The sequence below is a fragment of the Sphaerothrix gracilis Ecp01 genome, assembly GCF_030405905.1.
GTDB lineage: Bacteria > Cyanobacteriota > Cyanobacteriia > Phormidesmidales > Phormidesmidaceae > Sphaerothrix > Sphaerothrix gracilis.
In genome coordinates this window covers 1-25,216 of sequence record NZ_JASATW010000028.1, presented here as the reverse complement: position 1 = coordinate 25,216, position 25,216 = coordinate 1, and the positions used below count along the sequence as shown (strand labels likewise).

The 25,216-nt window shown below is 53.9% G+C and carries 21 protein-coding genes; 10 read left to right on the top strand and 11 right to left on the bottom strand.

The window, feature by feature from the left end; translation table 11 throughout:
- Window positions 1-4 precede the first annotated feature (4 nt).
- Window positions 5-1,135 carry a DUF1822 family protein gene (locus QJQ48_RS22995; RefSeq protein ID WP_346293590.1) on the bottom strand — a complete coding sequence of 377 codons (1,131 nt, stop codon included), beginning with the start codon at window positions 1,133-1,135 and terminating at the stop codon, window positions 5-7.
- Window positions 1,119-2,333, bottom strand: coding sequence for a sigma-70 family RNA polymerase sigma factor (locus QJQ48_RS22990; protein WP_346293589.1), 1,215 nt, complete (start codon window positions 2,331-2,333; stop codon window positions 1,119-1,121). The genes QJQ48_RS22995 and QJQ48_RS22990 overlap by 17 nt, the downstream gene beginning before the upstream one ends.
- A 242-nt stretch (window positions 2,334-2,575) precedes the next feature.
- Here QJQ48_RS22990 and QJQ48_RS22985 point away from each other — a divergent pair, with 242 nt between their 5' ends.
- Window positions 2,576-3,328, top strand: a complete 753-nt coding sequence (locus tag QJQ48_RS22985; RefSeq protein WP_346293588.1) for a tetratricopeptide repeat protein — start codon at window positions 2,576-2,578, stop codon at window positions 3,326-3,328.
- Here the strand turns inward: QJQ48_RS22985 and QJQ48_RS22980 are convergent.
- Window positions 3,325-3,927, bottom strand: coding sequence for a DJ-1/PfpI family protein (locus QJQ48_RS22980; protein ID WP_346293587.1), 603 nt, complete (start codon window positions 3,925-3,927; stop codon window positions 3,325-3,327). The two genes, QJQ48_RS22985 and QJQ48_RS22980, sit on opposite strands and share 4 nt — an antisense overlap.
- A 300-nt stretch (window positions 3,928-4,227) precedes the next feature.
- Window positions 4,228-4,446, bottom strand: coding sequence for a DUF4327 family protein (locus QJQ48_RS22975; RefSeq protein WP_346293586.1), 219 nt, complete (start codon window positions 4,444-4,446; stop codon window positions 4,228-4,230).
- Between the two features lie 312 nt (window positions 4,447-4,758).
- Between QJQ48_RS22975 and QJQ48_RS22970 the strand changes: the two genes are divergently transcribed.
- The 5 genes from QJQ48_RS22970 to QJQ48_RS22950 all read left to right on the top strand — a co-directional run bounded on the left by QJQ48_RS22970 (window position 4,759) and on the right by QJQ48_RS22950 (window position 10,321).
- Window positions 4,759-5,688, top strand: a complete 930-nt coding sequence (locus tag QJQ48_RS22970) for a hypothetical protein (protein WP_346293585.1) — start codon at window positions 4,759-4,761, stop codon at window positions 5,686-5,688.
- A gap of 159 nt (window positions 5,689-5,847) precedes the next feature.
- Window positions 5,848-7,209: an efflux RND transporter periplasmic adaptor subunit gene (locus QJQ48_RS22965; protein ID WP_346293584.1), complete on the top strand. Its 1,362-nt coding sequence runs from the start codon at window positions 5,848-5,850 to the stop codon at window positions 7,207-7,209.
- A gap of 9 nt (window positions 7,210-7,218) precedes the next feature.
- Window positions 7,219-8,439 carry an ABC transporter permease gene (locus QJQ48_RS22960; protein ID WP_346293583.1) on the top strand — a complete coding sequence of 407 codons (1,221 nt, stop codon included), beginning with the start codon at window positions 7,219-7,221 and terminating at the stop codon, window positions 8,437-8,439.
- 180 nt (window positions 8,440-8,619) lie between these two features.
- Window positions 8,620-9,357: an ABC transporter ATP-binding protein gene (locus QJQ48_RS22955; RefSeq protein ID WP_346293582.1), complete on the top strand. Its 738-nt coding sequence runs from the start codon at window positions 8,620-8,622 to the stop codon at window positions 9,355-9,357.
- A 37-nt stretch (window positions 9,358-9,394) separates the two neighbouring features.
- Window positions 9,395-10,321 carry a tetratricopeptide repeat protein gene (locus QJQ48_RS22950; protein ID WP_346293581.1) on the top strand — a complete coding sequence of 309 codons (927 nt, stop codon included), beginning with the start codon at window positions 9,395-9,397 and terminating at the stop codon, window positions 10,319-10,321.
- Between the two features lie 41 nt (window positions 10,322-10,362).
- Here the strand turns inward: QJQ48_RS22950 and QJQ48_RS22945 are convergent, their stop codons facing one another.
- Both QJQ48_RS22945 and QJQ48_RS22940 read right to left on the bottom strand, forming a co-directional pair.
- Window positions 10,363-10,725: a hypothetical protein gene (locus QJQ48_RS22945; RefSeq protein ID WP_346293580.1), complete on the bottom strand. Its 363-nt coding sequence runs from the start codon at window positions 10,723-10,725 to the stop codon at window positions 10,363-10,365.
- A gap of 85 nt (window positions 10,726-10,810) precedes the next feature.
- Window positions 10,811-12,520, bottom strand: a complete 1,710-nt coding sequence (locus QJQ48_RS22940) for an ABC1 kinase family protein (protein ID WP_346293579.1) — start codon at window positions 12,518-12,520, stop codon at window positions 10,811-10,813.
- 890 nt (window positions 12,521-13,410) lie between these two features.
- Here QJQ48_RS22940 and QJQ48_RS22935 point away from each other — a divergent pair.
- Both QJQ48_RS22935 and trxA read left to right on the top strand, forming a co-directional pair.
- Window positions 13,411-13,707, top strand: coding sequence for an RNA-binding regulator (locus QJQ48_RS22935; RefSeq protein WP_346293578.1), 297 nt, complete (start codon window positions 13,411-13,413; stop codon window positions 13,705-13,707).
- Between the two features lie 385 nt (window positions 13,708-14,092).
- A complete protein-coding gene (gene trxA / locus QJQ48_RS22930) occupies window positions 14,093-14,416 on the top strand; it encodes a thioredoxin (RefSeq protein WP_346293577.1) in 324 nt (107 codons plus the stop codon).
- A 162-nt stretch (window positions 14,417-14,578) separates the two neighbouring features.
- Here trxA and QJQ48_RS22925 read toward each other — a convergent pair whose 3' ends face one another.
- The 3 genes from QJQ48_RS22925 to QJQ48_RS22915 form a co-directional block, all read right to left on the bottom strand.
- Window positions 14,579-18,601, bottom strand: coding sequence for a magnesium chelatase subunit H (locus tag QJQ48_RS22925; RefSeq protein WP_346293576.1), 4,023 nt, complete (start codon window positions 18,599-18,601; stop codon window positions 14,579-14,581).
- Between the two features lie 689 nt (window positions 18,602-19,290).
- Entirely contained in the window at window positions 19,291-21,072 is a 1,782-nt protein-coding gene (locus tag QJQ48_RS22920; protein WP_346293575.1) for an ABC transporter substrate-binding protein, read from the bottom strand.
- Between the two features lie 17 nt (window positions 21,073-21,089).
- A complete protein-coding gene (locus QJQ48_RS22915) occupies window positions 21,090-22,346 on the bottom strand; it encodes an FIST signal transduction protein (protein ID WP_346293574.1) in 1,257 nt (418 codons plus the stop codon).
- A gap of 338 nt (window positions 22,347-22,684) precedes the next feature.
- On the opposite strand from QJQ48_RS22915, the gene QJQ48_RS22910 reads away from it, so the two are divergent.
- Window positions 22,685-22,909, top strand: coding sequence for a Calvin cycle protein CP12 (locus tag QJQ48_RS22910; protein ID WP_346293573.1), 225 nt, complete (start codon window positions 22,685-22,687; stop codon window positions 22,907-22,909).
- A gap of 286 nt (window positions 22,910-23,195) precedes the next feature.
- Entirely contained in the window at window positions 23,196-23,399 is a 204-nt protein-coding gene (locus QJQ48_RS22905) for a hypothetical protein (protein ID WP_346293572.1), read from the top strand.
- A 78-nt stretch (window positions 23,400-23,477) separates the two neighbouring features.
- On the opposite strand, the gene infC is transcribed toward QJQ48_RS22905, so the two are convergent.
- Window positions 23,478-23,993, bottom strand: coding sequence for a translation initiation factor IF-3 (infC, locus tag QJQ48_RS22900; protein WP_346293571.1), 516 nt, complete (start codon window positions 23,991-23,993; stop codon window positions 23,478-23,480).
- Between the two features lie 67 nt (window positions 23,994-24,060).
- On the bottom strand, window positions 24,061-25,216 hold a 1,156-nt coding region (locus tag QJQ48_RS22895; protein WP_346293570.1), incomplete at its 5' end, for a glycoside hydrolase family 38 C-terminal domain-containing protein.

Genomic DNA, 25,216 nt, shown 5'->3' with positions numbered 1-25,216 from the left:
AGCCTTAGCTGATGAAATTTTCCCGCAGAATAGCATCCCCTAGCTGGAGGCTGACCCGAAACCGCTGCCCGGTCGGACAGTGAAAACTAGGGATCTGAATATAATTGTCTTGCTCGCCTGCCTGCACCGTTTGCAACTGCCTTGCAGTATCCGGTAATTCTAACCCCAGAATGACGCCGCTGGGAAGTAGGGTGTCCTGCAAGGGAAACAGTTGAATGCTAATGCGGCGGCGATCGCCCGCTGGCGTTACCCGCAGCACCAGCACCAGTTCACCCCTGGCTGGATCGAGCACAATAGGCTTGCCCCGGCTGATCGCCTCATTGCTCATTGCCGCTGAGCGAAATTCCAGGGCTGGGGTTTGAGGCAGCAGCGACTCCAGCGATCGCCAGCCTGGCTCAAATAGTTGACTCACCCAGCGGCTCAGATCTACGGGCACAATGTCCTGACGGCGCTGCCAAAGCTGTTGCCGCCAGCGCTCCTGGCTCAGCAGCGCCCCCCACTGCCCGAACGGAATTTCTAGCCTTGGTTCGATGACACCCGCTAGCCGCTCAATCAGGCGCTCAGCCTGAGCCGTAGGTAATAAGGGCAGGGCAGGAATAGAAACCGTTTGCGGCTGTTCGAGCTGTTGCGCCACCCAAAAGACAGAAAAATCCTGAATCAGGTCGATATCGCTGAGGCTGTAGGTGCGATCGCGCGGCTCATAAGCCCCCTGCGTTTTCACCTGGGTGTAGGGGGCATAGCCCCACAGCACCAGCCGCTGCGCATCGACATCCACGTGGGCTGCCACATAGTAGTCAGCCGTCCAGCCCGGAATATCAACCCATTCCTGAGGCACCTGTACCCTGGCCGTATCGATGGTTTCGCTTAACAGCACGACAATTCGCCGCTGTCCCAGCGTCAGCGCCAAACCGTCAACGACCTGACAGATATTCCATGCGTCAGCGGCGGGCCAGCCGTGAACCGGCGAGCCAAACTCTTCTTGAAACCAGGGCTGTAGCGCCGCTAATCCTATCTGGTGCAAATATCTGCGCCAGCGTTCAGCCGGTTCGGCTAAAGACTGGCACTGCTGCCACAGTGCCAAGTCAGGCGGCAGTGCCAAAACAGGCTGAACCGGATTATCAAACCCCAAACTCATCAAGCCCCTCTGCTTTACCGTCTGCTTTTGACTGATAGTAATGCTGTAACCACTCGTGTATAGCGTCGCTCATACTGGCTAATACAGCAGAATCGATCGCAATATGCAGGGTTTCCTGGCTCCACGTAGCCACGCTGAGCAAGAGCTGCTGGCGGACTCGCTTAAGCTGACGAGAAACCTGATACTGCTGAATTTGGAGCTGGTTGGCGATCTCTTTTTGGGTGAGGACGTTGCAATAGTACAGCCGGAGCAGAGTTTGATCGGCAGGCTGCAGGTTAGCGATCGCCCCCATGAGCACTGCCGCGATCTGCTGTAGCCGTTGCTGCTGTTCAGCGTAAACTTCTGCGGCCAGCAGTCTCTGCATCGGCGTATCGTCGCTGCCCAAGCCATCTAGCAGTTCTTTATTGGCCTGATCAAACTGAGGCTGATTCAGGGAGGTCACTGCCGGGGCGAGATGGGCCCGAGCTGCCTGCACCGATTGTTTCAGGCTGGCTGCGATCGCTTCAACCGCTAGCTGAGGCAATGCCGGGCTGAGCTGCAGCCGGAGTTGGTTATAGCGCTCTGTAATCTGGGCGAACTGCTCCAAACTCGGCGGCGGCAAGGCCCGTACTGACCGTTTAGGGTCAGGGATGTAGACCGCCTTGAAGCACTGCCAGATTAAAACTGCTGGCTCAGTCTCAGTAAAGCCAGCGGTCAGCAGCGATCGCTTGAGCTGAGCCTGACTGAGCCGCCGCAGCAGCCCCCAATCACTACAGATATTGACGTCCTGCCTCTGGCGGAGCCGATCGCGCATCAGGTTGCTAAAGGCGGTGTGGGCATAGGCTCTTAGATTGCTGCCATAGTCCGGTCGGTAGCCTTTGAGGATGCGGTCAACCTGGGCGATCGCCCCTTGAAAGCCGTCAGTTAACGTCCATTGCCCATTGGGAAAGCGTTGAGTGATGCTTTGAGTCGCCCAGTAGCAGGGTTCTTGCAGATAGGCAGTTAGGTGAGCCGCTGCCCGCTCGTGAGCCTGTGCTTGCCAGAGTTTATGCCAGTACAGGGTCCAAAATCCCTCAGGCTGGCAGGCGTGGTTCTCTCGCTCTAAATGTTTCTCCATGCTTTTTTGCAGCCGCCGATCGCTCATCCAGGTATCGAAGCGATCTTCCGAGAACTGAATGAACGTCGAAAAAAGTTTAGTGATGGTAGTGCGCCGCTGCATCGCTCAATGTTTACTCCGAGATCGCCCAGCCTAGGGAGACAAGGTGAAACTAAAACAGTTAGAGCCGGGGTTTCTTCAAACGCTCAAATCCGTTAAATTAAAGCCGAATCAAGCCAATATTCACTCTTTCATCGTTGATTACTCGACTCGCTGCGTCAATAGCCTGCGGGGGCTAGCCGGTTGATTGAGGTTATTATGCACCCGTTAGAGGTCGTGTCGCTTTGCGTCTAGGAGAAGACGGATTGAGAAAAGCCAGAATTGTTTTGCTATTGGCGTTGGCAGGATTGGGGAGTAGCTGTCAGCCAGAACCGACCGTGCAGTTTGCGGCTGAGATTGCCCCGGCCCTAGATCAAGCGCCCTTAGCCTATCCGCCTTTTCTAATCGATACCGCAACCGCCAATCTCTACCGGCAGCGCGGCCTAGAGTACCGCGATCGCGACGATCTTGTCCGCGCGATCGCCGCTTTGAAAACCTCTGTAGCCCTCGACCCAACCAATCCTAATGGCTATGTAGTCCTCGGCTGGACAGAGCATTTAGCCGGTCAGGCAGCGGCGGCGGCTGAGAGTCTACAGCAGGCTTTGCGGCAAGAGAGCGAGAATGTACCGGCTCTCAACGCCTTGGGCATTGTCTACCTCGTTAGCGGCGATTTGCAGGCGGCTGTCAGTACCCACACCCGCGCCGCCGAACTGAAGCCGGACAACGAGATTGCCTACTATAACCTCAGCCTGGCCTATCAGCGGCTAGAAGACTATGCCGCCGCGATCGCCAATGCCCAGCAGGCCACCGAGCTAGAACCCTATAATCCTCATCCCTGGGTAGCCCTAGCGATCGCCCACTGGAGCGACCAGTCGCCTGCCGCCGCCCAGCAGGCCTATCAGCAGGCGATCGCCCTAGACGGTCGCTACCGCGATCGCATTTTTCTCGATCATTTAATTGAGGCTGGATTTAGCCCAGAACAGGTGGAGCTAACAGCTGAGGTTTTGACCGGCAGCTAAGCAACACCTGCCATCTCGGCATGTTCAATGCGCGTGCCGAGCACTTTGAGGAATTCGGCCAGCCAGCGGGGATGGGCAGGCCAGGCTGGGGCGGTGATTAGGTTGCCATCGGCGATCGCCTCGGTGACTGGGATATCGGCGTACTCGCTACCAGCCGCGGTGACTTCTGGGCTACAGGCAGGATAAGCCGAGCAGCGCTTGCCGGAGAGCACCCCTGCCGCTGCCAGAAGCTGCGCCCCGTGACAAATGGCGGCAATGGGCTTGTTAGCCTGAGCAAAATGCTGCACCGCTGCAATCACCTGGGCGTTGAGCCGCAAATATTCAGGGGCGCGTCCGCCAGGAATGACGAGCGCGTCGTAGTCAGCCGGGTTCACGTCGGCAAAGGTGGCGTTGAGCGTGAAGTTGTGACCAGGCTTTTCGCTATAGGTTTGGTCGCCCTCAAAATCGTGTATCGCCGTGCGCACAAACTCGCCAGACTTTTTATCCGGGCAGACCGCATGAACCGTATGCCCTACCATCTGCAGCGCCTGAAATGGCACCATCACCTCATAGTCTTCAACAAAGTCGCCCACAATCATCAAAATCCGCTGAGCCGCCATTGAAGTATCTCCTGCAAAAACTAGGTTTACTTTTGACGGTACGATCGCTGATTGAAAATCGCTTACGCCTGCAACCAACTGTAAAACTTAGATAGACAGGCCGACTGCAGGTGAACCATCGCCAGTTCTCCCCCAAAGAATATTGGGATTTTTATCCACGACTCATCTCACTGGGTTCGCTTGAACCCGGAGGCCAAAGATTCTACTGCAGACACGGGCCTATGGCATTTATCGGCCCGATCTACATATTGTTAATAGAGAGCCTGAATATTCTTAATCCGAGTCCGACTTGCCGGATTATCAGTCGTCTTCCCAGTCTTCCCGCCCGATCAGATCAAGGATTTGATCGCGGAGCAGATAGTCATTTTGCTCTAGCTCTAACTCTACGCAGACCCATTCTCGGCCAGGAATGTAGCGACACAGGGCGTAAAGGGGCTGATGGCGATCGATAATGCCCTGCTCAACTAGGTGTCGAGCTTCATCTCGAATCATGCCAATGGAATATTGAGTTGCTTGCATAATCATTCACTCTCTTGCACCTGACTATTAAGATGCTGTTACCGGCGATCGCGACTTGGCTTCTGTAGCAGCCTCATCCTGGAGCTTAGGTAAAAAATCTGAGGAAGTCGTGAGCATAGCCCGCTTTAGAATGAGACAAGTAACACCTGCATTGCGTTTTCCGAAGTCCTGTCAACTTTCGTAAGCGGCTGCAGCAAACAAACAAAATATTTCGCTAAAAGAAGGCAAGGGCACCGAGTATACAGTTGTCTCTCATGCAGGTTTTTCAACGGCTTAATTTCTGTCTCAACATGCCGTCACCCTTGCGTAGCAATGGATTTTGACACCCAGTCTCGCCTCCAGCCAGCACCCAGCTATGCCGCTTCTTGCCTAGAACAGGTGCAGATGGCCTTAGCGATCGCCGATCAGTCGCGCCTGCGATCGCTTCTGTTTAGCAGCCAGCCCAGCCTCATGCCAGTCCATCAGGTAGGGTCGGTTACGGTGCAGATTGGCGTACCGTTAGAGCAGAGAGCCGTGGCGATCGACGCCATCTTAGACTACGAAGCGATTCAGTGTATTCTGACCGACACCTGGCAGGTAGGAGCGGCTAAAGCTGAGGCCGGGGGCAAAGCCCAGTCACCCCACAGCCGCTATCGAACCTATGAGAGCCTCACCCACTATCACTCAGACCTGCAAACCCTAGGTGAGAATATGGCGCTTTCGCAGGCGATCGCCCTGCTTTCCCACGCCGGGTTCAACGCTGAGCAGGTAACGACCATTTTGCACCTGCCGCAGACCGCTTGGCACAAATCCTGGTGGTACATGCTGGACGAAATGGGCGACTTTACCGTGCCTTTTCAGCGGCACCTGCGGACTCGCCGCTTTGCCGATGGCACCTATTCGCTGCAGTATCGTGACCATTACCCCCAGACCTGTCCGCCCTGTTTCAAAAGCCAGCCTCGCCGCGTGCCGCTGTTGATCAAGGTGGCCCAAACTAGCTTCTGGGAAGCGCTGAAAATTCTCAACCAGGCCAGAGAAGCGCTGGAGACGCAGCAGGCCATCGTTATCTGCGAAAATCTGTCCGACTTAGAGCTGCAGGGCTACGTGCATCAGGGCATTAGCGTTTACAGCTCTGAGCAGCTAGCCCCCCAGGCGGCGATGCGGTGCGATCGCTGCGCCAATAGTCACTGCCCCCTGTGCGGCAATTCAGACTCGCCCGTAACGGCCTGCGTCAATTTTCAGGCCCGCGTGTCCTCTGTTTGAGCGTTAAATTTGAGCCTCATAAGCCGGGCTGAGGGGGAACACCCGATCCTGTACTGAGGTGGTCGCTTTGGAGTAGGTACTTGATAATCGTAGTAGGGCAGCCCACCATCGTTTGCTTGGGCGTCCGGTTACTTAGAGAGTGCCCCTCCCAACCTAGGTATGCAGCTTCCTTTTCTTGGCCGAGTCAAACGCCCCGCTTTTTGGATTGTCGGGCTGCTGGCCGTAGGTATTTTGAGCGCAGGCATTGCGGCCTTCGCTATTTTTCGCAGTCGCGTACCGCCCTACGAAGTGGCAGACTACACCACTGCCGCCACCGAAACGGCGCTGACCGTCCGCATCAGTGCCAGCGGCACCGTCGAGCCCGTTAAAACGGTGAATCTAAGCCCCAAGACGGCTGGCATTTTAGCAGAGCTATATGTGGAACAGGGCGATCGCGTCACCGCAGGGGAGCTAATTGCCCGCATGGACGGCGACGACTTAGAAGCTCAACTGCGGCAGAACCAGGCGAGTCTGGCTGAAGCCGAGGCTCAACTGGCTGATGTGCGTCAGGGCAGCGAGTCAGAGCAGATCGCTCAGGCCCAAGCCTCAGTCAGTTCGGCTGAAGCCCAGCTACGCGATGCCCAATCGCGGCTGACGCTGGCCCGCGATCGCCTTGAGCGTAATCGCCAGCTCTATAGCCGAGGGGCTATTTCGGCCAACGAGCTAGACAGTTTTGAAAGCGAAACTCGCGTCGCTGAAGCCGCCGTCGATCAGGCCGAGGCCAGAATTTATGAAGCCGAACAGCGTCTGCAAGATTTGCGTAACGACCCCGATACGGAGGAAGTTGCCCAGGCCGAGGCACGGGTAGCACGGGCACAGGCTCAGGTAGACGCCGCCCAAATTCGCCTAGAGGATACGCTGATTCGGGCCCCCTTTGCTGGCATCATTACCCAGAAGTTTGCCACCGAGGGCGCGTTTGTCACCCCCACCACTTCCGCCTCCAGCGCGACCTCAGCCACCTCAACCGCGATTGTGGCCCTCGCCAGCGATTTAGAAGTGGTGGCCGAAGTCCCTGAAGCCGATATTAATAAAATTGAGCCGGGGCAATCGGTAGAAATTCAGGCCGATGCTATTCCCGATGAGACATTTCTGGGGGAAGTGAGACTGATTGCGCCGGAAGCGATCGAGCGGCAGAATGTGACCCTATTTGAGGTGCGAATTGAGCTATTGGAAGGGCAAGATCAGCTACTCTCCAATATGAATGTGGATGTGGCTTTTATCGGTGATGCGGTTGCAGATGCCCTAGTGGTTCCCACCGTGGCCGTAGTAACTCAGGAGGGGCAGCCTGGCGTCCTGATTCCTGGCGATCGCAATCGGATTCGCTATCGCCCCGTAACCCTGGGATCTCAGGTCGGCGATCAGATTCAGATTTTAGAAGGGATTGAGGCCGGCGATCGCGTCTTTATTGATTTACCGCCAGGGCAGACGCTGGAAAATCTAACCTTTGGCCAGCAGGACGAAGCTGAGCCAGAAACAGAGTAGGGAAAAGGAATGGATCTCTCAGAAAGTTTAAAGATGGCGGCTAAGACGCTGACAGCCAACAAGCTGCGCAGCAGTCTGACCATGCTAGGCATCATCATTGGTAACGCTTCGGTGATTGCTATGGTGGGTATTGGGGAAGGGGCGCAAGATTTTGTCAACGAGCAGCTCCAGTCCCTAGGGCCAAACGTGCTGTTTATCGTGCCGGGAAATCGGGAAACGCGCGAGCTGGGCAGCCTAGAAATTCCGAAGACGCTGGTGGTAGACGATGCCACCGCGATCGCCAATCAGGTGCCCTCAGTCGTCGGCGTTGCCCCGGAATACAGCACCCGCTCCCTGGTGATTTATCAAAACCGCAGCGCCAACACCAGCGTGGTGGGTAGCACCCCTTCTTTTTTAACCGTGCGGAGCTTTGAGATGGGGCAGGGGCGCTTTTTGACCGATTTAGACGTGCGCCGCCACAGTCAGGTGGCAGTGTTGGGATCCACCCTGGCCGAGCGACTGTTTCGAGATGATCAGCCATTAGGCCAGCAAATTCGGGTAAAGGGCGTCAGCTTTGAGATAGTGGGCGTTTTGGAGACAAAGGGTTCCAACCTAGGGCTGGACTATGACGACGCCGTGATTTTGCCCATTACTACCCTCTCTAGCCGCATTGTCGGTCGCACCTCGCCCTATGGCATTGAGGTGTCGTTTATCTCTGTTTCAGCCCGTGATCGCGCCAGTATGACGACGGCTGAGTTTCAGATTCGCAATCTGCTGCGGCTGCGCCATGACATCACCGGCGAAGATGACTTTTTTATTCAAAGTCAGGATACGCTGTTGTCGATCGCAGGTACGATCACCGGCGCTCTTACTGTGATGCTGGCAGCGATCGCCGGCATTTCCCTCTTGGTAGGTGGCATCGGCATTATGAATATCATGCTGGTATCGGTGCGGGAGCGCACGCAGGAGATCGGCCTCCGCAAGGCAATTGGTGCTTCGCAGCAGGATATTTTGCTGCAGTTCATGATTGAGGCAGTGATTCTCTCGATTGCAGGCGGCACGATTGGCACCGTAGTCGGGGCAGCCGGAATTTTGGCGGTTGGCGCTGTCAGCCCGTTTAACCCCAGTGTGTCAGTGGTCGCTGTGACCATTGCCGTCAGCGTTTCGGGAGGAATTGGCCTGTTCTTTGGCGTGGTGCCAGCCCGTCAGGCCGCTAAGCTAGATCCAATCGTGGCCCTGCGCAGTGCCTAATGTTGGCCTAGGCTAAAGCCAGAACTTCATGCTCATAGCCTGCTTCTTCTGGTTGAGTGATGAGATCAGAGGGGAGAAAATCAGCCGCTCTACCGCATGGAAAACCCTGGAAAGCTGTAGCAGGACGAGATACCGGAGACATTTTGTAAACTAAAGAGAGTGCCTGGCCTCCCTGTTTTTATGCCTCATCCTTTAATTCAGCATCCTTTAATTCAGCTTGAAAACGTCTCTAAAGTCTATGGCTCTGGCAACACTGAGGTGCGGGCCTTGTGGAATGTCAGCTTTGCCATTCAGCAGGGCGAATACTGCGCCATCATGGGGCCTTCCGGATCGGGCAAATCCACCGCTATGAACGTCATTGGCTGCCTGGATCGCCCTACCAACGGCAAATACTACCTAGATGGCGAGAACGTAGCCTACTTAGAAGAAACCAACTTAGCTCATATCCGCAATCGTAAGATTGGCTTTGTCTTTCAGCAGTTTCATCTGCTGCCACAGCTCACAGCGCTAGAAAATGTCAGCCTGCCAATGGTGTATGCGGGGATTGCCGCCGCCGAGCGAGAAGAGCGGGCTGCCACTGCACTGCAGCGAGTTGGCTTGGGCGATCGCCTCAACAACAGACCCAATCAGCTTTCAGGCGGGCAGCAGCAGCGGGTAGCGATCGCCCGTGCTATTGTTAATCGACCCCTGCTAATTTTGGCGGATGAGCCGACAGGTGCGCTAGATACCCAGACAACTCAGGATGTGATGAGCATTTTTGCCGAGTTGAACAGCGATGGCATTACTGTCGTCATGGTGACCCATGAGATAGAGGTGGCGCGGCTCACTCACCGGGTAGTTTGGTTTCGCGATGGTCAGGTGATGGATGCCCATTTGGCTCCTAGCGATTTAGGGCAGGTGATGGCAGGTGTCGAGTAGCCAGTCTAAGACAGCGTAGTCGTGGAGAACTACAGCAATGAACCAGTCAGTCAAACAGCAAATTTGCAGGTGGAGCACTCTGGCGGCGAGTGCTTGCCTGCTAGGAGCAATACCGCTTTTTCCCAGTCTGGCGGCTCCTCCCCTACAGCTAGCTCAGGCTCGACCTCAACGATCGCCTGCCGAAGTGCAGCTTGAGCAGGGGCTACAGCAGGTACAGCAGGGGAATGCGGCAGCGGCGATCGCGGCTTTTAATCAGGCGATTGAGCTAGATCCTGCTCTTGCCCCTGCTTACTACAATCTGGGGCTGGCACTGCGCCAAACCGGACAGCTCCAGGAAGCCGCTACCGCCTTTTGGCAGGCCATTCAGGCCAATCCTCAGCTAGCGCTGGCCTACGCCAACCTGGGAGCGGCACTGCTAGAGGGTAACAATCTGGCCCAGGCTGCTGACTATCTGCAGCGGGCAATTGAGATTGAGCCGACTTTGGGCATTGCCCACTACAACCTGGGCCTAGTGCAGCTACAGCAAGCAGAATATGAAACGGCTCTGGGCACCTTTGAGGAGGCTGAGCGCTATAGCCCCAACGCGCCTGAACCGAGCTACTATCAGGGACTCATTTATTTACGTCAAAATCAGCTCGCGGCGGCGGCAGGCGCTTTTGAGGCCGCGATCGCCCGCCACGCCACCTACGCCGAAGCCCACTACAACCTGGGTATTGCCCGCTTCCGCCAGGAAAACTACGGCGCAGCCCTAGAGTCATTTCAAACCGCCGTCAACGTCAATCCCAACTATGCTGATGCCTATTACAGCGCTGGGCTGACCTTGGCAGAGCTAGCCGAACCTAGTCGCGCGCTGACTGCCTTTGAATATGCTCGTAATCTTTACATCACTCAGGGACAAGCCAGCTGGGCCGCAACCACCCAAGCACAGATCAACCGGGTTAAATCGCTCACCGACAACAACTGAGCAGCGGGAAAAGGCCGTTACAAGCCGCCGCCCAAGACAAATTAAAACGCATCTAAATCAAGCGCCCGCGAGCCACCTTGCTCTAGCTGAATCAGAATTTTGCCAAACTGCGACCAGATCAGCAGACCGCTGAACAAAGTTAGTCCGGCCGCGATCGCAAATGAAGTCTTCAGCGCAAAGCCGAAAATAGACAGCCCAGCAGCCAAAAATACCCAGACCCCAAAACAAATACCGACAAAGGGAATCAAGATTTGCGGCCCTTTGAGCTGGCTAAGGGGGCGATCGGCAGGGCTTTTAACCCAGGCTTGAATAGACTGTTGCAAAGTAGTGTTGAAGGCAGCACCGGCGGCGAAGGAAGCCAGCAAACCAACAACCAGTAGTAAGTAAGGAGGGGTGGAATACACAGGGCTACGCGCTAAGAAGAATTGAGCTTTGTAAAACAGTGTTAATTATAGCGGCAGTTGCAGCTCGGTGATAGTTTCTCAGCGGTCACTCTTTTAACGCCGTTGTCAGTCCGGCTACCGCTGCTGGGACTAAAGCCGCCGCCCGCTCTCTGGAAAAATCAGAGAGGGCTTCCCACGCTACGCCAAAGAGCTGTGTAGGTGTCAGATCGTCTTTGATCAGCTCCCAGAGGCGACGAACTTCTTCCGTGTGGAGTCGGTTGTCTTCCGTGAGGGCAATCAGAAGCTGACGGCGCAGGTACTGCCCCTCTTCGGACAAGAGATACTGCAGACCCAAGCTGGCTGTTGGAAAGAGATCAAAGTGGCGATCGCTGCGAGCAATGGCAATCAGATTTTCTAATCGTTGCCACTGGAAGCGATCATCTTTGAACAGGATGTCAATCAGACGCCGCCGCAAAGAAGCCGTTTCTCCCGTCAGCAGACGCCGCGCCACGTAGGGATAGGCAATTTCAACAATTTTAAAGTTGGGATTGAGGCTAAGGGCGACCCCTTCCTGCGTAATTAGCGAGCGGATAATCAGAGCAAATTTAGCCGGTACCCGGAACGGATATTCATACATCAGCTCTGAAAAGCGATCGGTGATGGTCTTGAAGTTGAAGTCACCAACGCTAGCGCCAATTGCCTGACCCAGAACAATTTCTAGGGCTGGAGCAATGGGCGTGATGTCAACGTCAGGGGTCAAAAATCCCAGCTTGATAAAGTCTGCTGCCAGATTTTGATAGTCCTGATTGATTAGATGTACGACTGAATCTACCAGCGTTTCTTTGGTGTTCTGATTCAGCTGATCCATCATGCCGAAGTCAATGTAAGCCATACGGCCATCTCGCAGGGCAAACAAGTTACCTGGGTGCGGATCGGCGTGGAAAAAACCAAACTCTAAAAGCTGCCGCAGTCCTGCTGTTACGCCCACTTCAATCAGCTGATCTTGATCCAGGTTGGCTTGCCGAATCCGCTCAGTATCTGTCAGCTTGATGCCGTCTATCCATTCCAGCGTCAAAACCCGGTGGCTGCTGTAGCGCCAGTAGATAGAGGGAACTTTGACTTTGGGATCGTTTTGAAAATTGGCCGCAAAGCGCTCAGCATTGCGCCCTTCATTTAGATAGTCAATCTCCTCAAACAGCTTGGTGCCAAACTCGTCCACAATCAGAGTCAGATCGTGGCCCAGGTTGAGCGGCAGAAAAGGGGCCAGCCAGCCAGCTCCCCAGCGCATCAGACAGAGATCGCAGGTAATCACAGGCAGTAGGTTGGGCCGCTGTACCTTGACGGCCACGTCTTCACCCGTATGCAATTTAGCCCGATAGACCTGACCCAAGCTGGCCGCAGCTACAGGCTGAGCCGAGATGGAGCTGTAGATTTCGCTGGGCAATCGGCCTAGCTCAACTTCAATAATGTGGTTGGCAATTTCGTTAGGGAAAGAGGGCAGGCTGTCCTGCAGGCGGGTCAGCTCATCCATGTAGTCCTGACGCAGCAGGTCGGGGCGAGTAGAAAGGGCTTGCCCCACCTTGATATAAGTCGGACCTAAACGGGTGAGGACATCGCAGAGCTGCTGAGCCCGTTTGCGGCGATTGCGCTCAGCTTGCCCCAGCCATCGATCAAACTGCAGCCCCAGAAAGAAACCGCCTAAAAACCAGATAACGACTAAAGCTCTCCAGATGACTTGCCACGGACGGCGACGAAAATGACGGGCGATCGCCTGGGCATCATATCGTCTGGGCTGAGCAGGTTGAGACCGATTCACGCGCTCGTATGCCTCCTAAAGCTGCTAGGGACTTGCACTGTTAACTATGTTAAAGCAATCCCTAGACAAAAGCCTATCATTCTGGCTTTGAGCATTGAGTTTTGTCTTGGAAAAGGGTCTAGGGACTCAGCCTATAACCAAAAGGATTAAGCTGTTTTAACCATCTTCTTAATCATAGTATATAAAACTACAACAAACTCTGTCTCTAGCCAAAGGTAGGGAGTGGTATCCACTGGGGAGCAGAGCATTCTGGCCAAGATTACAGCTAGAACCAAGAGACTTTAGTTTTTTTGATTGTTCCTATTTCAGTCACCAGGCATTTTGTTGGCCTGTAATTTTACGCTAGCCAGCTCAGTAATATCTATTCGAGGGCAAAATAAACAGCTTCTTACTGGATTTTCTCCCCAAAAATGCTGCAGCAAAATAATAGAAAAGTGGGCAATTTTCAAAAAACAAAAGACTGATTAAAGACTTTCGACAAATCTCCCAGCAGTTGTTTTTGCTGTTAGCTTGACTAATATCTGTACTATCAGAATAAAACTTAAGCAGGCGATGCCGTAAAAGTGCTTTTATATACCCGGCTGTAAAGCATTGCCGAGTCAAAAAGCTGCTTGAATGTAAGGCTCTCGTAGTATTTCTTAGAATCTCAAAGATTTTCCGAAGGCTAAAAAGACGCGATCGCGCTTGTTATAAGTAAATTAAATGCTTTATTCTTGTCAGAGTCTGACTAATCTCCCCAAAAGCAGTTTCAAAATGCTAGAGTGACCGCAGAGAATAAAAATTCGGTTGCAGCATTTGTTTTTAGTATTAACGGAATTTCACGTTTTTTCACTGACAGACAACTCTCCGAAATTTCCCCTCTACACATTCCTTAATTTTGGAGACAATCCATGTCAATTTACGTAGGCAATCTGTCTTACGACGTTACAGAAGCCGATCTAACTACCGTATTTGCTGAATACGGCTCAGTTAAGCGAGTTCAGCTTCCCACCGATCGCGAAACGGGCCGGATGCGCGGCTTTGGCTTCGTTGAGATGAGTGCTGAGTCTGAAGAAGCAGCCGCCATTGAAGCCCTTGATGGCGCTGAGTGGATGGGCCGCGACCTGAAAGTCAATAAGGCCAAGCCTCGCGAAAACCGGGGCGGCTCTGGTGGCGGTCGTCGTAACAACTTCTCCCGCAACTACTAAACTGAGCCATTGGCTTTAGCCTTTGGAGCTTAACAGAGTAGGGATTTAGCATAGCTGGATCCCTACTTTTGCTTTGTCAGCGGTTTGAGCCTAAACGCTACCTTGATGCCTAAGGGTTAGACCTGCGGTTCAATTTTTGGTATGGCTGATTCTGGGTATGAATTAAAACCCGAGCAAGATGCTTGCACTAACCTAGCTGATGATAAGCGAGGGAGTGTGAGCGTCTCGCTCACGACCGGCAAACACTAGGTTCATCCCTTGATTCAGCAACGCCCGATTTTTTCTATTTAGGCAAAAGCTCATACTGCCGACATAGCCTCTGCGATCGCGCCTCAGCTATGTCGGTAACGCCGCTGTGAGAGAATACGGTTTTACAGGAGAACTTATGGCTGCTACTTATATCCAAGACGAAGCCGCATTTGATGAGCTACTGCAATCTGAATCGATCTTCGTTGTTGACTGCACTGCTTCCTGGTGCGGGCCTTGCAAGCTAATTGCGCCGCTCATGGACCAGCTCGCGGAAGCCTATGCCGGTCGGGCCAAAGTTTTCAAGCTAGATCTCGATGAAAACAAGCCAGTTGCCAAGCGATTTGGCATCCGCAGTATTCCTGCCGTTATGTTCTTCAAGCAGGGCGAACTGGCTGAAACTCTTGTAGGCGCAAAGCCCTATGAAGCATTCACCACTACCTTAGACAAGCATCTGAGCTAAGTCCTACGGCGATCGCGCGAGTTACGGAGCCAAGACATAACAGAAGGTTAATCTGGCAGGGGAACCGTAGCCCATCTTAAAAGTTTGCACATACTGGGGCACCAAGAAGGGCATGGCTACAGCCTATGCCCTTCTTTGATGTATGGCCCTAGCCGCGATCGCCTAGTCGTCGATCCCCTCAATTCGATCTTCGACTTCTTGATACAGCTCCTGCAGCCGCTCAATATTTTCGTCACTGGTTTCCCAGTAGCCTCGACCATTGACTTCCAGCAGGGTAGACACCATCCGCCGGAACGAGTTGGGGTTGAGATCCATCAGCCGCTTACACATCTCCGCGTCCTGGATGAAGGTGGCATTGGTATCTTCGTAGACCCAGTTATCCACCGCATCGGCCGTGGCAGACCAGCCCATGGTGTTGACTAGCCGCTTTGAGAGTTCTCGCACGCCCTCATAGCCGTGACTCAGCATTCCCTCGTACCACTTGGGATTGAGCAGCTTGGTACGGGCATCGAGACGCACCGTTTCCGAGAGGGTGCGCACCTGGGCGTTAGCGGTGGTGGTGTCAGCGACGTAGGAGGCGGGCTTGGTGCCATCCCCCCGCAGCTTGGCAACTACCTTAGTTGGATCAGAGTCGAAGTAGTGGGATACGTCAGTCAGCGAAATTTCCGACGAGTCCAGATTTTGGAAGGTGACTTCCGCCGTCTTGAGGCTAGACTCAAATACCTCGCGGGACTGATCCATCATGCCGGGATTGTCGGAGTTGAAGGCGAAGGACTTGCGCTTCAGGTACATTTCCTGTAGTTCGCCCTCTTCTTCCCAAGAGCTGTTTTCCACAGCCAGGTTGATGTTAGAGGAGTAGGAGCCAGAGGCATTGGAGAAAACCCGGGTCGCTGCCTGCCGCAGGGAGACGCCCATTTCTTCCGCCTGCTTGATGGCGTGCTTGCGCACAAAGTTCATCTCCAACGGCTCATCGGCTTCAGCCGCCATCTTGATCGCCTTATCTAGCAGAGCCATCTGGTTGATGAACAGATCGCGGAAAACTCCAGAGCAGTTGATCACCACGTCAATCCGGGGTCGTCCCAGTTCTGCTAGCGGAATTAGCTCTAGCTTATTCACCCGGCCTAAGGCGTCGGGCACGGGCTTAGCGCCCACAAACCAGAGAATCTGGGCGAGGGATTCGCCATAGGTCTTGATGTTGTCCGTGCCCCAGAGAACGCTGGCAATAGTTTCAGGGTAAGCACCGCCATTGTCTTGGCGCTGTCGCTCTAGCAGGCGATCGACCACAATTTTGGCCGACTGTACCGCTGCGGTTGTCGGAATCGACTGGGGATCAAGGGCGTGAATATTCTTGCCTGTGGGCAGCACGTCCGGGTTGCGAATGGGATCGCCGCCGGGGCCAGGGAGGACATATTCCCCTTCTAGAGCCTGCAGCAGTGCCCCTAGCTCATTGTCAGCGCAGACCTGCTCTAGGCAAAACTCCAGATACTCCATCAGCGGCTTCAGCGCCTCGGCATCTACCTGGGTATAGCCTGCTTCATGCAGCGCCTTCACCCAAGGCGCTTTGCGGCCAATATTGAGGAAGTTGAGCCGCGACACCATCGAGACGCGGCCTTCAGCGTCAATTTGCTCATGCACTAGGGCCGCGACGGCCTCGCGGACGCCATTGTTGATGTCATAGAGCAGTTGAACATCGTCGAGCAGACCGCGATCGCTGTTGCTGTAGATTTCATCAATGTCCCGACTGAGGCTCTCAGCAATTAGGCGCTGCAGGCTCTTGATGCCCTCTTCTTCCCGGTCGAGTCCGGCGATATTGACCAACGTGGCGATCGCCTCTTCAGCGCTAGGGGGCTTACCAATCACGTGCAGACCGCAGGGCAGCAGCCGCGATTCGATCTCCATCAGTTTGATATAGACTTTGCCCACCAGGTTGTCCCGCTGTTCAGTAGAGAGCGTGGCGGCGTCCAGCACCGGCTCATTCTCAGCCTGGGCTAGCTCAGCAATGTCTTTATCCAAGTTGCAGATTCGAGCCTGCTCCACAATGGCGTTGACGATTTGCACCGCCCGGCCGCCGTCTTTGAGGGTTTGGTAAGAGCCAATTAGCTCACTCAGCTCTTTTAGCCCTTTGTAAAGGCCCGCATTTTCGGCTGGTGGCGTCAGGTAGCTGATGGTTTCAGCGTAGCTGCGGCGCTTGGCAATCGTGGCCTCAGAGGGATTGTTGGCAGCGTAGTAGTAGAGATTGGGGATGTTGCCAATTAGGTTGTCGGGATAGCAGGCTCCGGACATACCCATCTGCTTACCGGGCATAAACTCCAGTGAACCGTGGGTACCGAAGTGCAGCACCGCATCAGCTTGCCAGATTTGCTCCAGGTAGGTGTAGAAGGCGGCAAAGCCGTGATGGGGACTGGCCGAACGGGAGAACAGCAAACGCATGGGATCGCCTTCGTAACCAAAGGTAGGCTGCACGCCGATAAACAGATTACCGAAAGCTTTACCGTAAATCAGCAGGTTTTGACCGTCGGTGTTGAGGTGTCCCGGCGGGGGTCCCCAATTTTCCTCCAGGTTGACGGAATAGGGCGTGAAGCGCTCATACTCCATCACCGACATGCGGTAGGCAATATTGAGTTCAGGGGAGGCATACTGGGCCTGAGCGTCGTGAATGACTTCCTGCATCAGGGCTTCCGCCGAGTCCGGCATGTCCTCAATGTCATAGCCGTTTTGCTTCATGGCTTCCATCACTTTGTAGATGGAGCCAAATACGTCGAGGTAGGCAGCCGTTCCCACGTTGCCCTTATCCGGCGGAAAGCTGAAAACGGTAATCGCCAGCTTTTTATCCAGCTTGGGCTTGCGGCGCAGATTGGCCCACTTCATGGCTCGCTGGGCGATCGCTTCTACCCGGTCTTGCAGGGAGATAGCCCGCCCGGTCATACCGTCGCGCCCAGACACCACAATCGGCTCGATCGCGCCGTCAAGCTCAGGGATCGCCATCTGTAGCGCCACCTGGATTGGGTGCAGCCCCAAATCGCTCTCTTCCCATTCCTCAGTGGTCTGGAAAACCAGCGGCAGGGCTACCATGTAAGGCCGATTCAGCTTTTTCAAGGCTTCGATCGCCTTGGGGTGATCCTGACGGGCCGGGCCGCCAACTAGGGCAAAACCTGTGAGCGACACTACCGAATCGACAATCGCTTTTTCTGGGTTGAGCGGATCGAAAAAGTAGGCTTCGACCGGCTTGGAGAAATCTAGGCCACCCGCGAACACAGGAATCACCCGCGCTCCCATGTATTCCAGCTCTTGCACCGTGGCCACGTAGTGGGCATCATCCCCGGTGACGAGGTGAGTACGCTGCAGTACCAAGCCTACACAGGGAGCCAGCGGATCTTTGAGATCCTCGGAAATATCACTGCGGGAGTTGAACCAGTTGAGATACTCTTTAATATCCTCAAACATGGTGGGAGCCAGCGGATGCCAGATGCCCATATCCGGGTAGGTAACGGGATCGCGGTATTCCAAAGCCACTGACTTTGGCTCGGCGCTGTCTTCCTCTTTCTTGAAGACGTAGCGATCGGCCAGCATCACCAAGAAATTTTCCAGATTATCCTTAGAGCCACCCAGCCAGTACTGAAAGCTGAGCATGAAATTGCGGGCATCCTGCGCCTTCTCAACCGGCAAGTATTTCAAGACCTTGGGCAGAGTTCGCAGCAGCTTCAACATGGCGTCTTCAAAGCCGCTGCCCTGCTTCTGGCGGCGCTTCTTCATGAACTCGCCAATGACGCTCTTAGACTGGCCGAGCTGCGCCATCGAGAAGCTGCCCAGCTTGTTAAGCCGCATCACCTGGGGCATGGAGGGGAAAATAACGGCGGCATCAAGGCGATCGCGGTGGGGCTGAACGGCAGCCACGACTTTTTCTGCCAGTTCCTCAATGAAAATGAGCGAAGCGATAAAAATGTTGGCTTCGGCGATGTCTTTTTGAAACGCCTGGTAGTTTTCTTCGCCCCGTAGCTCCTCAATCAGATAGCCGCTGACCTCGACAGCCATGTAGGGATTACTGTCGTTGATCGAGCGTACTGCCGCAGATAGTGCACTTTGATACTGCGGCTCTAACACGACATAGACCACTTTCACCAAAGTCCGGCCCTGTAAATCGTCGGGAGCAATGTGTCGGACAGTGGGCTTGACGTGGGTGAACATGCAAAAAACTCCTTGATGCGTATTCTCAGGTCTAGATCAGACAGCGATTGGGAAACTCTACAATTTTCCAGCCGCCAATTTTATCGGATTGGCTTGACAAAGCTGCCAGAATCAAAAGCTAAAGACTAAGACAGATTTGCGATCAGAAATAAGCTGAATTAGAAGCTGACCGCAGTGGCTCAAAACTTTACAAAAGTATCTTTAAGAGCTAAGAGAGACACCTGCAATTTCAAGACTTGAACGCTTAACCTAACAGCCTTTGTATCAGAAAATCCTTGTCAGTTCAGGGGTTGAGCGATTATGTGACACAATTCGACATAAACAATCTCCATCTTTGTAAACAAAGTTAACCGAGAATGTGATTGAACACTCACCAAGATGTATCCGAAATTTAAATATAATTCTTTCACGAAAAAATTTTTTGAAAAAACTTATTGGCAGATTAGTTTTCCCAATTTAATTTATTAAAAAAAGTAATCGTTTGCGGTTTGCCTCCTAGGCAGGTGTACAGACTGCGGCATGGCTACGCTGGCGCAAGCGCCTCTCAAGCAGGTAAGCGCAGTAAACATGAGGTCAATGAAGGTTGCGGTTAAGGCACAAAACCCAACACCCGCAAAGGTGACGCTGTCGCTTTAGGGCAGCCATACCCGACGGGCCTTACTAGCCTCAAAACAGTTAGATCCGCCTACTTACGCCGGTTTATCTATTCGGATTTCGTAGATATTCCAGAAGATGCCTTTGAAGGCCGAAAACCGCACGCCCTCGACGTAATCTCGTACAGCGGCTAGGGCTAAGGGATTAATCAGGTAAATAAACGGCAGATATTCTTGGGTAATCTGCTGCGTCTCGTCGTAGAGAGCTTTGCGCTCGGCCAGGTCATAGGTTTGCGCTGCCTGAATGTAGAGATCGCCGATGCGCTGCTCCCAGTCATAGACTATGCGGCCTGTGAGGGGATCTTGTCCGGCCTGAGCCGACTGATTGAAGGCGTGGAGACTGCCCTCTGGAAGCCAAACATTGGCACCGTCATTCGGCTCGATGCCGCCGGTAAAGCCTAGCAGATAGCAGTCCCATTCTAGAGAGGTGGAAAGTTTGTCTACTAGAGCGCTGAAGTCCAGCGGCTGAAAATCCACCTGAATGCCAATTTTGCTTAAGTCCTGTTTTACCTGGGCTCCCATGCCTTCCCGCAGCTTATTGCCCGCATTGGTAATTAGCGTGAAGCGGACCCGGTTACCAGCGGCGTCGAGCAGCTGTCCGGCAGCGTTGTACTGAAAGCCGATGCTCTCTAGCAGTTCTCTAGCTTTGTCGGGATTGTAATCGTAGGTTTTAAGGCCCTGTTCGGGTGGCAAATAGAAAGGACTTTGAATATCAATGGGGGAATGCTGAAGCTGCCCTAATCCTTGAAACAGGTTGTTCAGCATGGTTTGGCGATCGAGGGCATAGGCGATCGCCTGACGAAATTCCACCTGAGTAAACCAGCTTGACTTGATCGGATCTACCAGCGGTTTACCGTTGCGGCTACCCTGATTCAGATTGAAGCTGATAAACGTGGTGCCAAAGGCAGGGCCGCCGTTATAAATTTTGAAATTGCCGCGCTCCTCTTCCCGCTTCAGCAGGGCGAACTCATCCGCCGAAACCCCCACAGCATCGGTGCCGCCGGAGCGAAACTGAATTAGGGAGGCTGTGGTCGATTCAACCACTTCCCAGATGTAGCGCTCGATGTAGGGCTGGGGATTTCCGGCGGCATCCTGTCGCCAATAGTAAGGATTGCGCTCAAACACTACCCGCTCATTGGGCACATAGCGGCTGAGGCGATAGGGGCCGTTGGTGACGACTTGATCCGGCGGGGTGTTGGTTCCCCAAACCGTGAGAAAGACGGGACTGCCGGACTCGTCTTTGGTGGTGACGAACTCTGCTAGCGCATGTTTGGGCAGGATGACAACGCCATCGGGAGCACCCGCCGTCGCCAGCAAGAAGGGCGAAAAAGGCTCTGGCAGGATGAACTCTACTTGGCGATCGCTGAGCTTGCGCACCTGAGGAAACTGGCCGCTCTGCCCAATTTTGAGCATACTTTCAACGCTGGTGGGAATTTCCGGGTTGAAGATGATTTGCTCATAGGTAAACACCACATCATCAGCCGTCAGGGGCTGACCATCCGACCATTTCAGATTTGGGCGCAGGGTAAAGACAAAGCGCAGCTTGTCCTCTGACATCTCCCAGGACTCAGCTAGCTCTGGCTCAATCTCGGCGGTGAGGCCATTAACGCTGGTCAATCCGGCAAAGGTAAGCGGGAAAATGTTGGGTCGCTGGCGGCTGAGGGCATAGTTAAAGGTCTTGGGATCGCTGAGGACGTCCACTACGATTTGAGTGGTTTGAGCCGCTTCAGATTTGACCAGCAGCGCCTGACAGCTACTCAGCGCGATCGCCAGCACTGCCGCTAGAGCCAGCGCTCCCCACCTTCTGAGCCAGTTCATCTCGCCTCGCGATCGCACTACTTAGACGCCTGTTCCGGCTGACGACAGATACCAAAGACGGAAGTGTAGCCGTGGAGAAAGGTGGTGCCGCCAATGGGGCCAATTTCACCACCGCAGAAAAAGCCGCTCAGGGGTATCTGCTCAAAATAGCGATTGAATAGCCCAGAGTCAAAGTTAGCCTCTTCATAAAGCCCTTCCCCCCGGCCCATACAGGCAAACATCAGCGCCCCGGCAGCCTGAGCCTTCTCGTGCTGGCTTTGGTAGCGATCGAGCAGCATCCGCAGGTCATCGGCTGAGGTCTGAGCATCGCGCAGGTGAAACTGAATCCGCTGCCCTGGGCGGACGCGATCGCCAATCGCGATCGCCCCTACTTTAGGATCGACGCCAATCAGGTTGCGGATTAGAAAGTCTCCCCGCTCTAGATTGGGTTTAAATCCGCTCTGCTCAACGCCAATGAACAAGGAGTGTTGGGCTAGTTCCCGATCGGCTTCGTCTAGGCTCTGGAATAGCTCTTGCAGCACGTCCATCGGCGTTTTCAAGCTGGCTGTTCCAAGGTCTGAATCCGTTTCCAGCTTGAGCAAAATATTTTTCTCTCCTTCCGCCACGCGGTAAGGCTGACCAATGGGGCGACACCCCTGGGCCACGATGGCATCTAAAACCACATTGCCAGATAGCGCTACGCCGACAACGCCCTCTTCAATCAGCTCCCCGTCGCAAAACAAACCACAGCTCCGGTTAATACTGCCAATACTGGCTAAACCGCCCACTTTTACAGCCCCCGGATAGGCAAAATCTAGTCCCTGTAGCAAATCGTTGATCCCCGCCGAAAAAGGATCTGCCATCAGAATAAAGTGGGGCTGTGTTTGCGGGTCTACGCCAATAAGTTCACTCCAGCGATCGGGGGGGCTATCTAAATCAGGGAGGTCTTCCGATGAGCAGTGAAAGCTTTGCAGCGTTACCCCCGGCAGGCTGGCCAAACTCAGGCTCAAGGCGGGCTGACCTTCAGCTTCTACAGCCTCGCCTTCAGCGCTGGTACCAATAACGCCCCCCCCGCTGCAGCCCAACCAGACAGGGACATCGAGCTGTTCCTGCAGCAGGGGCATAAGCCGAGAAAATTCACTGGCAAAAGCCGCCGAGATAAAGACCAAAGCCAAATCAGGCTGGGCCTGCAGACGCTCCTGAGCCTGGGCCGCTACTTCCGCCACGGCAGCTTCTAGTGAGGGCCGGGTCGATAGGGCACTGGCCCACTTCATTATGCTAGCTGAGGTATCCATATCCTCCCGATCCTGCTTGATACACTACAATTATGATCGGCCTTGCCAAGAAATAGCTGGCGGTGGCGGCATGAATATTCACAGGCAGTCCCTAAGCTGGCCCATCCTAAGCCAGTCAACCGAGTCAATTAGCAGATAAATTTATAGCTTCATGGGGATCAATAAGTATTTTTACTCTGTCTGATGTCTGATATACCGCTAGACTGCTTTTCAGAAGTTAGACTATAGTTGCATAGTTTTTTGAGTCTTGTGGTGGATAAATCATCGTTGATGAAGTTTCACAATAAGACTAGGACTTACTCAGGTTTAATACCGTTGTTCAGATTTGGATAGATTCTATGAGCGATATTCAATCACAAATTGAGCAGGAGCGCGAAAGAGCACGGACTGCTTGCCAAGAAACAGGCGACGACTCGGCTGAATGCGCAGTTGCTTGGGATACGGTTGAAGAGCTTCAGGCAGAAGCTTCTCACCAGCGTTCTAGCCAGAAAAAGAAGACTTCTTTCGAGGAGTACTGCGAAGATAATCCCGATGCTGATGAGTGCCGCATCTACGACAACTAGAGAGTTGCCGTAATTGACTGGCTTTCTCAGCGAGCAGCAGACTACCCAAGAAGCAGGTGCTTTCAGTTGGCTACAGGACTGAACGAGGCTGAGTTGTTACTGACCTGCTTCGTTGGGAGTATTTCTTTAAAAACGAAGGTACCTTAGGGCTGAGTCTAGGCCGGACTCAGCTTTTGCTGCGTTTAGACCAGTAGACGCGCGATCGCCCTCCAGCGATCGCGCTTCTCTAATTGTCGTCGAGCTCGAGACTGGCTATGCCCGCCGCCTGCTGCAGGGTCATCCCTCTATGCAGCCTGAAAGCATTGGCATGGTCATTGGCGGCAGCTTAGTCACAATGGGCGGAGAGCCTGCCCGCCTCGGCATCAACCCCATTACGATCAATCCCTACTTTTGCAGGCATAACAGCAATCTCTTCGACAGTTTTGCCATTGGCTTAGGTAAAGGGGCGAAAGCAATCTGCAAGGCTACAAAAACAAAGCTACAAAAATAGGTTTCTTGCAGCGTGAAAGCCTTTTCAGCTTTCGCAAGAAACCTATTTTTTGAGAAAAGCAATTATGCCGTAGGCAAATTATGCAGGGGCAACTTGTACAACCAAAGCGCGTCTGTCAAAAGACTGCACTTTACCTGCTTTGTCTAAGTCATCAACCACCCGATTGAGCAAATCCAGGGCGCGATCGCGGTGCTGGTGTTCCCGCCCTCGCAGGCGCACCTGAAACTTCACCATGTCGCCTTTCTTCAGCCATTCCAAAGCGCGATCAATGCGGATACCGTAGTCAGAGTCGCCCACATTGGGACGCAGCTTCACCTCTTTCAGCGAAGGCTTGGACGTATTCTGCCGCTGGCGCTTCTTTTGCTGATATTGATGCTTGCCGTAGTCCATAATCTTGGCTACCGGGCCGTCCTTGGTTTCGGAAACGACAACCAAGTCTAAACTGGCCTCTTTGGCTAGCTTCAGTGCATCACGGGTATCAGTTAGTCCCAAATTGTTGCTTTCGGCATCAATTAAAAGCACTTGGGGCGCTTTGATCTGACGGTTGATGGGCTGTTTCTTAGCGATAATGAATTCCCTCCAGGAAATCGACATATTAGAAAATACTATGGACATATAGTAGCGCACTCTATCTAGGGATAACACCCGGCTACAGTCAGATTCACAAACTGTTAGAAACGTTTCCCTCTGCCTTGAGACGGAGACGATAGCTGCAAATTTGCCAGGGACTGACCCCCTGCGCAGACTTTTCCAAGGGGCGATCGCGTCCTGTTGCAGCTTGCTCCAGTAAGTCCACAGACTGTAAATCCTCAATCGGCAGAGTCGTCTCCAGCTCTAGCGTTCCCGCTTCCCCCCAGGCTTCATATAGCCGCAGAATCAGGCTATTAGGCTCACCCTCAGCCAGCTTGAGTGCCGACAAGATTAGATTAGGATTTTTTATCTTTAAGAATGAACGGGTCGCGGCTAAGCTGCCTGACCTAGACGCAGAAACAGTTAGGCACTGCAGTGGTAAGTTAAGCTCTCTGGCTCGCTGCGGGGTTTGCCGCCAGTCGGAAGCGTGGGGATAGAGGGCGTAAGTGAAGCGGTGCTGGCCGCGATCGCTGGCTGGATCGGGCCAGATTGGGGCCTTGAGCAGCGTCAATCGAAGCTGATTGGGCGTAGCGTCAAAGCCGTGTTTGCAGTCGGTCAGAACGCTGAGTCCGCCAGCGGTATCGCTCAGATCGGCCCAGCGCAGGGCGGGTACTTCCCACTTTGCTTTTGCGGCTGGGGTCTGAGGGCGAGTCGGACGAGCGATCGCGCCAAACGGCATTTCATAAGTTGCAATCTCGGCCTCTACTGCTAGCGGAAACGCTGCTTTCAAAACCACCTGCTGCTCTTGCCAGTCAGCTATCGTCTCAATTCGCAGTATCGGCAAGTGACTATCTAGCACATAATCCTGCGTGAACCTAGACTTTCCCAAGGTTCGAATCACCCGCAGTCGCTGGCGCAGCGGCCCCTGATCAATCCACTCTAGGTCATCAAGCTGAGCCGGAGGCAGCGGGTGGTCTTGATAGTCTGGGGCGATATTCCAGGCGTCCCAGTATTGGCCTTGATCTTGAAAAGCCTGGAGCTGATTCGCAGGGGCGCTGAGTAGCTCACGGTCTTGGACGCGATCGCGGAGGCTGGTGAGGTTGCCAGTTTGGGGGCAGATAGTGGCGCAGAGGTGAGAGTTTTGGAGGATGGGGGGAGATGGTGAGGGTGAGGGAGATGAGGGTGAGGGAGATGCGAAGGGTGAGGGAGATGCGAAGGGTGAGGGAGATGAGGAGGGTGAGGGAGAT